At 43.2% G+C, this 11897-nt stretch carries 5 protein-coding genes; 4 read left to right on the top strand and 1 reads right to left on the bottom strand.

From position 1 onward, the window contains the following. Window positions 1–27: 27 nt before the first annotated feature. Genes AAC147_RS17160 through AAC147_RS17145 form a run of 4 tightly spaced genes read left to right on the top strand, consistent with a single transcriptional unit; the run spans window position 28 to window position 8692 of the window. The gene (locus AAC147_RS17160) at window positions 28–5061 is read left to right on the top strand and encodes a type I polyketide synthase (protein ID WP_072032474.1); all 5034 of its coding nucleotides are present in this window, start codon (window positions 28–30) and stop codon (window positions 5059–5061) included. Continuing rightward, window positions 5058–6644, top strand: a complete 1587-nt coding sequence (locus AAC147_RS17155; protein ID WP_052189352.1) for a condensation domain-containing protein — start codon at window positions 5058–5060, stop codon at window positions 6642–6644. Before AAC147_RS17160 ends, AAC147_RS17155 begins: the two co-directional genes overlap by 4 nt. A 10-nt stretch (window positions 6645–6654) precedes the next feature. Beyond that, complete coding sequence (locus AAC147_RS17150) at window positions 6655–7602, top strand: ABC transporter ATP-binding protein (RefSeq protein WP_047678436.1); 948 nt, start codon at window positions 6655–6657, stop codon at window positions 7600–7602. Next, window positions 7595–8692, top strand: a complete 1098-nt coding sequence (locus AAC147_RS17145) for an ABC transporter permease (RefSeq protein ID WP_047678433.1) — start codon at window positions 7595–7597, stop codon at window positions 8690–8692. Before AAC147_RS17150 ends, AAC147_RS17145 begins: the two co-directional genes overlap by 8 nt. Before the next feature lie 853 nt (window positions 8693–9545). Here AAC147_RS17145 and AAC147_RS17140 read toward each other — a convergent pair. Further along, window positions 9546–10436: a lipase family protein gene (locus AAC147_RS17140; RefSeq protein WP_052189351.1), complete on the bottom strand. Its 891-nt coding sequence runs from the start codon at window positions 10434–10436 to the stop codon at window positions 9546–9548. Window positions 10437–11897 lie beyond the last annotated feature (1461 nt).

Genomic DNA, 11897 nt, shown 5'->3' with positions numbered 1-11897 from the left:
GGCAAACGGGAAGAGGAATAGCGGATTATGAATAACACCGAAGTTAATAAAGTTCAGGTGGATCACTCTCAGATGACACAATCAATGGAACCAATGTTGCATGGTTTTGAAATTGCCATTATTGGTATGGCCGGGCAATTTCCCGGTGCTAATGATATTGAACAATTCTGGCAGAATATTGCTGCCGGCGTTGAATCCATCAGACCACTGAGCGATGCTGAACTGGATGCAGAAGGAATATCAATGGAGGCTCGTTCGCGAGCCGACTTTATTCGCAATGCTTCCGTATTAGACCATCCGGAAGATTTTGATGCGGAATTTTTTGGTTATTCGCCACGGGAAGCACAGGCTATTGATCCACAACAGCGTCTGTTTCTGGAAACCTCATGGCTGGCTTTGGAAAATGCCGGCTATACACCGGAGAAATTCCCCGGAGTAATCGGTGTCTATGCCAGCAGTTCCGGCAGCAGCTATTTACTGCACTATTTGTTGAATTACCCCACGGTAATGCGGCGCTTTTTGTCGGATATGTTGTTATTCGGTAATAATAACGACCTGCTTTCGACCAGGGTATCTTATAAGCTCAATTTGCGCGGGCCGAGTTTTACCATCGGCTCTGCCTGTTCAAGTTCAATGGTAGCTTTGCACTATGCCTGTCAGTCTTTGCTGGCGGGAGAATGTGACATTGCGTTAGGTGGCGGTGTTCATATCGGTTTTCCATCCCACAGCGGCTATCATTTTGATGGTAGTGGCATTCTATCCCATGATGGACATTGTCGTACTTTCGATGCTGAGGCATCCGGTACATTGGGTGGCGATGGTGTCGGTGTTCTGGTGCTGAAACGGTTACAGGATGCACTGGACAGCGGTGATCATATTTATGCGATTATCAAAGGTTCTGCGGTAAATAATGATGGGGCGGAGAAAATCGGTTTTACCGCACCCTCAGTAGCAGGCCAGACTGCGGTACTTCGGCGCGCATTATTGGCGGCAGATGTTCCGGCAGAGAGTATCAGTTATATAGAAGCACATGGCACAGCCACTCATCTTGGTGATCCTATGGAGATGAAAGCCCTGCTTAATGCTTATGATCAGCAGGCTGTCAGGATCCAGGAGCAACTGGCTCAGGAGCAATTGACCAACGAGCTATTAACCGACCAGATACGTTGTGCCGTTGCTTCGGTAAAGGCCAATCTGGGGCATGTAGATTCCGCTGCGGGTGTAACGGGAGTCATGAAAGTTGCACAGATGCTGACACACCGTTATCTGCCACCTGCGGTCAACTTTACCCGCTTGAATCCGGAAATTAATCTGACTGGCTCAAGATTTTATATTCCGATAAAAGGGGAGGAATGGCAGAGTCGGAGCGTTCGTCGCGCAGGGGTCAGCTCCTTTGGTATCGGAGGAACCAATGCCCACATGATTTTACAAGAAGCTCCTTGTGTTCCCTCATCAGGTCCTGCTCATTCGCAACAGCTACTCTGCTTCTCAGCTAAAACGCCGGCAGCATTACGGGCAAATATGCTGAAATTTCGTCAGTGGCTGGAAAAATCGCCTCAATTGCCATTGGCTGATATCGCATACACCTTGCATATCGGTCGTCACGAAATGGATTACCGACATAGTCTGGTATGCCATGATCACAAAAGCGCTGTTGCGGCACTGGACAATTATTTATCCCAGACAGCACAGGAAAATGCGGTACAGGATACAGTACGTACAGTTTCTTCATCAGTTGTCTTTATGTTCAGCGGACAGGGGGCCCAGTATTCCGGCATGATGAAGGGATACTATGAGCAGGAGCCGCAATTTAAAACAACGGTTGATAAATGCGCGGTGATCTTGCTTCCCTTATTGGGACGAGATATCCGTACACTGATCTTCGACTCCGCTGAGCGTGATGAAACATCGGCGCTGTATCAAACGCGCTATACCCAACCTGCCTTATTCGTTGTTGAATATGCGTTGAGCCAGTTACTGATGGAATGGGGGCTCCGCCCGACAGCGTGTATTGGTCACAGTATAGGTGAATATGTGGCAGCTTGCCTTGCTGGCGTATTTACCTTAGAGGATGCATTGAAGATTGTGGTCAGGCGAGCAGGATTAATGAATCAGATGCCTGCCGGTAAAATGTTAGCGGTGGGGCTTGATGCAAAAACATTACAAGGCTATCTCAGTGAAGGCGTAACACTGTCCGCTTATAATGCCCCTGAGCTTTGTGTCGTATCCGGTGAAACTGACGCCATATTAGCGCTGGAAGGCCGTCTTGCGGAAGAAACTGAAAATAGCATTGAAGTCAGGGCGCTGCATACTTCCCATGCTTTCCACAGTGCCATGATGGATGGTTGTCTGGAGCCGTTCAGGCAGGCATTTGATGGCGTATCATTATCAGCGCCCAGATTGCCATTTATCTCTTGTGTAACAGGAACATGGATCACGGCTGAACAAGCAACATCTCCCGATTATTGGGTTCGTCAGTTACGTGAGCCGGTCTCATTCAGTCAAGGTATTGCGTGCTTGTTGTCCCAACAAATGGCATCTGCAAAAGTTCAGTCTCAAAAATCTTCATCGCCAAAAACACCGGTCTTATTAGAAGTCGGGCCGGGCAGCACTTTGGCCGGACTGGCAAAAATACAGAGTACGGGGATATCGGCATATCAACGAGTGCTCAGCAGTACACGTGGGATCAAACAAGATATTCAGGATCGGCAGTATTTATTGAATATATTGGGACAGTTGTGGCAGCAGGGGATATCTGTAGATTGGGCCGCGTTTTATCGGCAACAGAAGCGGCATCGCCTTCCTCTGCCCGGATACGTATTCCAGCATCAGCGTTACAGTCTGGATACATTGGTTGATGATGATTCATATCGTAACCCTCTTCATGCCGGCCAATCTGTACCGGCTAATGGACGACTACCACTGGAACAGTGGAGCCATCAGGTTCGCTGGAAACAGATGACCGTACCAGTGCTGGATCATGTCAGTTTGAACGGTCAGGTTTTCCTGATTTTTATGGATCGGGCCGGGATAGGAAAGCGGTTAACGACGGCACTGACACAATTGGGGGGTGAAGTCTGGCGGGTGATACAGGGCAAGCATTTCCATACCGATACCACTTCCCGTCAGGTAACGATTAATCCGCAGCACAGTGAAGACTATCAGGCTCTGGCAGATTTGCTTAAGCAGCAGAAAGTACGGGTGAATAACATTATTCATGCCTGGTCGATAACCCGTTCGCCCTCCATTGCATTGAAAACAGCGTTCACAAATTATGAATCCTTACTGCATATTGCCCGGCAATTTGCGGTGGATAGCGTTTCATCGGATAGCTTCTTAACCGATAGCTTCTCAACCGATGGAATGGAAACAAAGGATGGACTGCAAGCCGATATCTTAGAAACAGATGTCTTAAAAACAGATGCTTTAAGAACCAGCCCATCCAGCCCATTAAGAATAAACATTCTCTCTAATCGGCTGCATGTTATTACCGAACATGATTGTAATGATCCTGCCAAAGCGTTGCTCATTGGCCCTTGTCGTGTGATCCCAAAAGAATTTGAGCAGGTACAGTGTAAGAGTATTGACATTGCACTGCCCGCTACCCGATGGTCACTGCCTTTACTCAATCCCATTCACTCCAACGCGATAATGTCAACATTACTGGCGGAGATCCTTAGACAACCGGAAGGGCAGAATACAGAGCAGCAGAACGAACAAGACAATATCGTAGCACTCCGTGGCAGACATCGTTATGTCCCGTTGATTGAAACTGTCACACTGCCGGTTGCGTCGCCACCATTATTCAGACAGGGAGGCCATTACCTGATCACTGGGGGATTTGGTGGTATTGGCGCCACGATAGCGACTCATCTGGCGAGCCGTTATCAGCCTCATTTAATTTTCATTAGCCGCAGTGAATTGCCACCCGAAAATGCGTGGTCAGATTGGCTGAAAAATCATGATGCCGACAATAAACGGTCACGTCATATCCGTTTATTGCAGCAGTTACAACAGATGGGGGCTTCTGTTTCTGTCATTGCAGCCGATTTAGCGGATGCGGCCAGAGTTGGTAAAGCACTAACAGATGTTGTACTCCAGCATGGACAGATCCACGGCATTTTCCACTGTGCCGGTATCGCAGACGGTGGACTGATTCAAAACCGCCGACTCGAAGATTCGCTTCAGGTTTTCCAATCAAAAGTAGTGGGAACACAAGTATTGGATAACTGGTTTAAACGTCAACCGTTGGACTTCTTCGTCCTGTGCTCATCGTTGGCCTCTACCGTGGGATCAATGGGACAAGTCGCTTATTGTGCCGCGAATGCCTTTGAAGATGCTTATGCCTTGTCACGCCATCAACGCTGTTTAAGCAAGGAAAACTCAGGCAAGAAAAATCATACCCGTTACCTTGCCATTGGTTGGGATTCATGGCGTGAAGTCGGAATGGCGGTAGATAGCTTGCGCCAGTGGTATCAGGATGATGAGGAACAGGAAAGCATTAAACACGGTATCCTGCCGGAAGAGGGTTGCCAATTACTGGAGTCACTATTGGCACATGGTGATAGTGTTTACGCCATTTCTACCCGTGGCTTACCGTTGCCGGATATTGACCACGGCTCAGAAGAGAATACTGCGGCAGGGCAAGATCCAAATGTGGTGAAGACAAGCTCATGGCAAAGTGACGCGGCTTCCACACAGAAGTCTTCTACTCAGAAGAGCGTTACCCAGAAAACAAATGAACAGAAATTGTATCCCCGCCCGGTATTGAGTGTCGATTATCAACCGCCCCGTAATCAAACAGAAGAGATTATTGCTGATATCTGGCAGGAAAAAATGGGTATTGGTCCATTAGGCGTATTTGATGATTTCTTTGAACTCAATGGTCATTCGCTCATGGCTGTGCAGATCATCGCAAAAATTAAACAACGGCTGCAAGTAACGTTTCCCGTAGGTTTTATTTATGAACACTCCACCATTGAGCAATTAGCTGAACAGGTCAATCTGCGCAGCCGGCAGAAAACGGAAAATCTGGCAGATAACCCGGAGGGAAGGAAATGACCGCCTATACTCAGAAGCGTGAGACAGCTCTGACTGCGCATCATTCTGGAAAAAATAAAGGGAAGGGGAATTGGTTCCCGTTGGGGTATGCTCAGCTCTGCTTCTGGTTTGTCTCCACTGCACTTGGGGATACCGCCAACAATCAGGTAGGTATTTTGATTGAAGGGGACTTGCGAACAAACTTGCTGGAGCAAGCCATCAATAACCTGATTCAGTCGCATATCTCCCTGCGTACGGAAATTCTGGACTATGCACCGATGCAGCGGACTTGCCATGTCCGGGAGTTCGACTTACCTCTACAGGATCTGTCAGGGTATGATGTCGATGAGCAGGAACAGTTCATTATCAAAAATGCCCGGCAATTCCTGAATACACCATTTGACCTGAAATCCCCCCCTCATCTACGGGCACAGCTTTTCCGGCTGGAGGAATCAAAACATCTGCTGTTTTTATGTTTTCCTCACATTGTGGCAGATGGAGGCGCCATGCACCTGTTTGAACAACAACTATGGCGGTTTTATGCACAAGGGTGTCAGGGGAAGAAAAATCCGTTACGTACAGATAAAAGCATGGCAAATCAGATGCAGATTGATGAATGGGTACGCTATGAGCGGGAAATCCATCAGCGTCAGGGGCTACAGGATCTGGCTTTCTGGCGGCGTCATTTGATGGGATATTCCTATGCGCGTTTCCCCGCCCGTGACCTCAATCAGGAGAACTTTATCGATCACGAGTTCTACCTGCCGTTTCCCGATGATAGTTACGCATTGTTGAATATTCTGGCGAAACAGCACAAGGCAACGTTACAGATGGCCTTTCTGACATTGGTTGCTGAGGTTGTCCATGAAATGACAGGGCAGTCACGTTTCTCTCTCAATTCGGTGCTGGAAGGCCGGGAACAGCCCGGAAGTGAGACGCTGATGGCACCCATGTTGCGTGTCATGCCGGTGCCTATCAACATGGACAGGATCATCGCTAAAGCAACAGAACAGGGGGCGGCAACCGTCGCCTTGCTGGAACAAGTCAGGGAAAATATTTTGTGTGCTTATGATCATATAGAATGCCCGTGGAGCCTGCCTGTTGGTGTTATGGCTAAGCAGCGTTGGCACAACAGTCCCCGGCTGTATTCTCTGGCAATCCGAACAGGTAGCTGGCTCTACAGCAAAATATTCCGGCGTGCTCAACTTTACCCAAGCTTTTTGGCTGATTTTCTGTTTATGGAGCCGAGACCGCCGCAGTCCATCATCCGCCGAAACAAACACAGTGTGGAAATTTCGCAACCAACGATTAACATCAATATATTGCAGGATGCATTCAAATCTACGGTAGCTGATAACAAACCGGGTGGATTGCATCTGAGTGGCTATTGGAAAAGTGAACATCGGGAACAACAAACCTTATCCAGTCAATCAATATCCACCGGATGGGAAAATGATTCCATCAATATTTACGTCACACTCTCTGAAGATGGGAAACCAATCATGCAAATCAATTGCTGCTGTTTCAATCAAAATGGGATCACACGTTTTACCGGGTTACTGAAAGCGAAACTATCCTCCCTTTCCCAATTTATCACCATATGAGATACAGAGAATGGGTATTCAGAATCAAGAAGAGAAAGTGATTGAGTTTAACCAAGTCAAAAAACACTTCAAAGATTATCAGGCACTGAAAGGTATTTCTCTGGATGTGTATCGTGGGGAGTTTATTGGCCTGCTTGGTCCGAATGGTGCGGGAAAAACGACACTGGTTGAAATACTGGAAGGCCTGAAAAAACCGGACTCAGGCTCTGTACGGGTATTGGGAAAAACATGGCAGCATGACGCGCATTACCTGCGTCAGCGTCTCAGTGGTGTCTTACAGGAAACATTGTTTATCAATAAACTGAAAGTGGAAGAAGTTCTGACCCTGTTCGGTAGCTTCTATGGCTGTTCACGTAAACGGGTACAGGATGTTATGGAGTTGGTTGAGTTGACGGAAAAACACAAAACCTATGTGGAGGGGTTATCGGGGGGACAGCGTCAGCGACTGGCACTGGGTGTTGCCATTATGAATGAGCCGGAAATCCTGATACTGGATGAGCCTACAACCGGGCTTGATCCACGTTTCCGCCATGATACCTGGGATATTCTGCGCAAACTTAACCGGGAAAAACAGTCAACAATGCTTCTGACAACCCATTACATGGAAGAGGCTGAATACTTATGTGACCGTATTTGTATCATGAACAAAGGGGAAATCATTGCTCAGGGCAGTATGGATGAATTGTTGAAAAAGCACTGTAATGGCGACCTGATTGAACTGAGCACCTCATCTCCTGAACGTTTACAGGGATTGAGTCAACACAGCCAGGTACTGAGCTATGAGTACGATGAGAAAAAACACAAGGTTCGTATGATGATTAACGATTCTGCCAGTTTTGTAGCCTATCTTTTTGAGTTTGCTAAAAAAGTCAATGCAGATATTAATGAGTTTATGGTCAGGAGAAAAACATTGGATGATTTGTTCATGATTCTGGCAGGGAGAAGATTCCATGAATAGCGCACTGATCAATCTGATGAAAACGCAATTCCGGCAATATCTCCGTGAACCGGAAATACTGTTCTGGTCATTTGGTTTTCCGCTGTTGCTGGTTTGGTTATTAGGCGTTTCATTCTCATCTCAGGATATCCCGGAAAGGGATATCGGTATCGTCCTGCCTACAGAAATTGTAGAACAGCAGAAGATCAAACAATGGGGAGAGCAGCTTGCAGCACATGAGCACATGATCTCCGGCATTATCAATCAGGATGGAATCAAACGTGATAAATTGGTGAAGGTGAAATATCGCATTAAATATTATCCTGATCACGATGCTGTGGTTCTGGGGTTGAAACGTGGTGATATCCAGATGTTTATTGAACAGAATGCAGAAGGTAAGCGGGTTCACTACCTTGATCCACAGGACAGTAATGCACTGTTGACTTACTACCTGCTCAATCAACAGGAGGGAAAACAGGCAGACGAAAACCTCTTCATATTGGAAACACCGGGGTTACGTTATCTGGATTTCCTGGTGCCGGGATTGTTGGCGATGGCAATTATGGAAACCTGTCTGATCGCAGTCGGTTGGGCACTGGCAGAGAAACGCATTGCACGGGTAACACGTCAAATGTGCATCACACCAATGCGTAAATCCACCTTTCTGATGGCACACATTCTGGCTTGTCTGATCATCAACTTCGTTGAAATATTGATTATTTACCTGTTTGCCGAAATTTACTTCGGCATAGAAATACAGGGATCGTTTTACGCCTTTTTGCTTTTGTTGTTCACGGGAAACATCTGTTTCTCTGGTGTAGCGGTTTTGGTAGCATCCCGTGCCCGCAAAGCCCAGACGGCGAATGGATTGCTGGAAGTTTCGATTCTGGTACAGGTTTTGGTATCAGGGATCTTTTTCAGTTACAAACACTTTCCACAATGGATGGTGAGTATCGTTGAATACCTGCCGTTAACCATTCTGGCAGATAATATGCGCAAGGTATTTATTGAAGGTGGGGATCTATTACAAGTTGTGCCCGCTTCAATGGCGTTAGTTGTGATTGGGATTATCGCCTTTATATTAGGAATGCGGATTTTTCGTTGGTATTAATTGGATGGTATTAAGTTGTAGGTATACTTAAAAATAAGTGGCTGCTTTGGCAGCCGCTTGTACGTTGTACGGTCAGTGAGATGTCCAAAGGTATTGCTGTTGGTGGTTGCTTTCATGGCGGTTTCTACGGTTATCAATATCCTGCAAGGTAATATGACTGGCGAAACCTGAGGCAAGAAAAAGAATTACATCGGCAATTTCTTCCCTTCCGTTCCAGCCTGACTAAATCGGCTGGCAATGTGATAACCAATACCACTTCCTGTTCTTTATATTTGTTCTTTTGTGGTTTTCAATGTCTTATTCTTGATAGGCAGTACCATGGATTTCATCTCTCAATATAGCAATATAGATGTTTTAAGATAATTTTTTAAAAATCAAATTGATAATTAAGACGACATCATTATGACTAAGCTGAATAGTGAAGGCCTCCTGCCACGTTACTCCTGATAATACTCCATTAATTCTGTTAGCCAGTGGTTACGATTAATAAAATAAATTTGATGATATTGCAAGGAATAATCATTATTAATATCATTAGATAATGATAATCATTTTTATTTTCTGTATTCGTTGCTGATGGGATGTATCAAAGGGATATTTCATTGGTGAGCGGATATTTGTGAAGGGGATAAAGGGATGAAGTTAGTATTTCAGCCATCAGGCACGGTAGATAATTTATTATCTGCTCCTCATGTTGGCAGTGTTCTACACTGCGTGACAGTATCCCATGATTAGAAACAAATACCTTAGAACCTGAGTCTCAGCAAAGTGATAATTAACCCGATATATGGACAACCAGAATTAAGTCGGTGTCCATATATCGGGTTATGAATAATAATCTGTGATGATTTATTTAACCGAATATAACTTGCAGACAATCATTCCATGTTTCATTCTCTTCTGGAGTACCATATTTATCAAGGACATTAAAAAATTGAAATCTATTTAATAAAGCAATATAACTGAGTAAGGCATGGTTGCAAATGATTGAATCATGGATTGTCACTTTGTCCATCGAAATAAGCTCCTTAACATGTGGTAGTTGTTCACCGAGAAAATAGGGAAGACGAGGAACTATATCATTTACATAATTAATAACGACATTATCTCTAAAATGCTGATCAATATATGTAACAAATTCTCGATTCCCTGTTTTTGGACTGGCAAATAAGCATGTCCTGCCATTAGGTGCTTTATCATAGATATCTCTTATAAGGTAAGTTGCCATTGCAGCACCAAGACTGTGACCTGATATCGTATATTGACCATATGTCCCGATAAATTGTGCGATGGCGTCTGCTAGTTTGAATTGGGTGTAACCAATCTCCGTATCGTAAGGAATAATAAGTTTCAGAGATTTATATAGTTTATAAAAGCCATCAAAAACAGCTTGATCCGGTGTATCAGACCAAGGATATATATAATTTATATGTAACTCTTCTATAAATTCTGTCAGGGTTTTAGTTCCTCGGAGGGCAATAAAATATTCTCCGGGGTTAGTTATTCTCTCAGCAATATATCCATTAATAACTTTAGTTGCGGTAATCATTAATTCATTTTTATTTGTTTTGGCATTTTTTTTGAAATGAAAGTTGTTACCCAAAATATAACCTGTCAATTTCCACCCATCTCTTTCTATGCGTGGATCTGGGGGAGGTTTCGGGTCATTTGGATATTGTTCATACATACTTGCTGCATATAGAACTAACGATGCGAATTTATCAGCGGCATTTACAGAATACATAGTATATCTCCTTCATATCGGTTTTATAAAAAACTAAATGGCTAACTAAAGTATATTTAGATTTGTAGAACTTGCCTGGAATTTTGGTGAATATTTTGTATTTTCTTTGTTGGCTTTTTTTAGTTATCTTAACGAAAGCCAACAAGTTAATCCTAATTAATTAACATAGTTGTTGAATTGACAGGTGGGATTGAAAAATCAATTTCCCATATTAATATATAATTAATTAACTTGATGTTTTTTTTATATTTTATTTTTTAAATATAATGAAATTAGGATGGTTGTCTATTATTTTAAACATATTAATGTACTAAATAGTTATAAGATTATGTTAATGATTTGTCAGCCTGGAAGATAATAAATACATTAAGATAAATGATTATAAAGAGGCGGATATGTCAGCACTACATTCAATTTTTGAACTGATTAACAATGCTGTGTTACTGGAACTGAACTACCAATTCAGCATTGCACCTTTGTAATCGATCACTTCCGGGGATTTGCTCCCTTGCCGTTATGACGTACCTTGAAAACCATGGAGTATAAGTTTTTTCTCCAAAATTAATTTTTTTTACCTCAAGAATAAATAAACATTCACTAAATATTCCCTTATTTAAAATGGATATCTTAGTTATTCCTTAATTGAAAATTATACCTTCTCTCAGTATTCACCTGACTGTTATACCTTCTGAATAATAAATCAAATGTTAGTATGTAATTTATGAACTATATAATTTGTTTTATTTCTCTCTCCGTAATAATTAAAAAACACCCTGTGTTAAATAAAAAATAATGTAGACTTGAATCTAAATGACAATCAAAATTATACAGATAAATAACTGTGCTGATTTAATAGTGAGTAATAAATCATGGTTATAATTAAAATAAGAGATGAAGGGTATAAATAGTTATTCAGAGTAACTGAAATATAAAGTAACTCATATCAGTAATGGAGAACATTAACCATTAACACTGGTAAATATCAACTATTTTTGTATAAAGGAGAATGCTGAAAGATTGCGAGAATCTCTGTAGTGATGCAACGATAGATAATAACGAGACTTACTAGATTAAGTAATAATATAGGCCGGAACAGGTGAAAAAGCGTTAGGTTTCGAATAGTGGATTACATGAATACCAAAGCATGAATTGATTTAGGTTGGGTATAGAGCTGCAATCTACTCGTTTGTGTCATAGAGTGAAAGTGACTTGCGAACGGAATGCATTCGTATAATTTATTATGAGAATACCTGAAAGTGCGTTGAATTCGAATGTATATAGCCTTCATCCTTCTCAGGAGGATGTGTTTTACGAACAGGCACTTTATGAAAATAGTCCAATACACAATCTCGGTTGGTATACTTTTATAGAAAAACAGATTGATATAGCCCTTTTGCAAAAAGTGTGGAATGTATTGCATCAACATATTGATATGTTGCGTTTGCGCATATCGGTTAATTC

The sequence above is a fragment of the Xenorhabdus sp. NBAII XenSa04 genome (genome assembly GCF_963866145.1).
GTDB classification, from domain to species: domain Bacteria; phylum Pseudomonadota; class Gammaproteobacteria; order Enterobacterales; family Enterobacteriaceae; genus Xenorhabdus; species Xenorhabdus indica.
The sequence above is the reverse complement of the archived record's forward strand: the minus strand, read 5'-3'. Positions and strand labels throughout refer to the sequence as shown.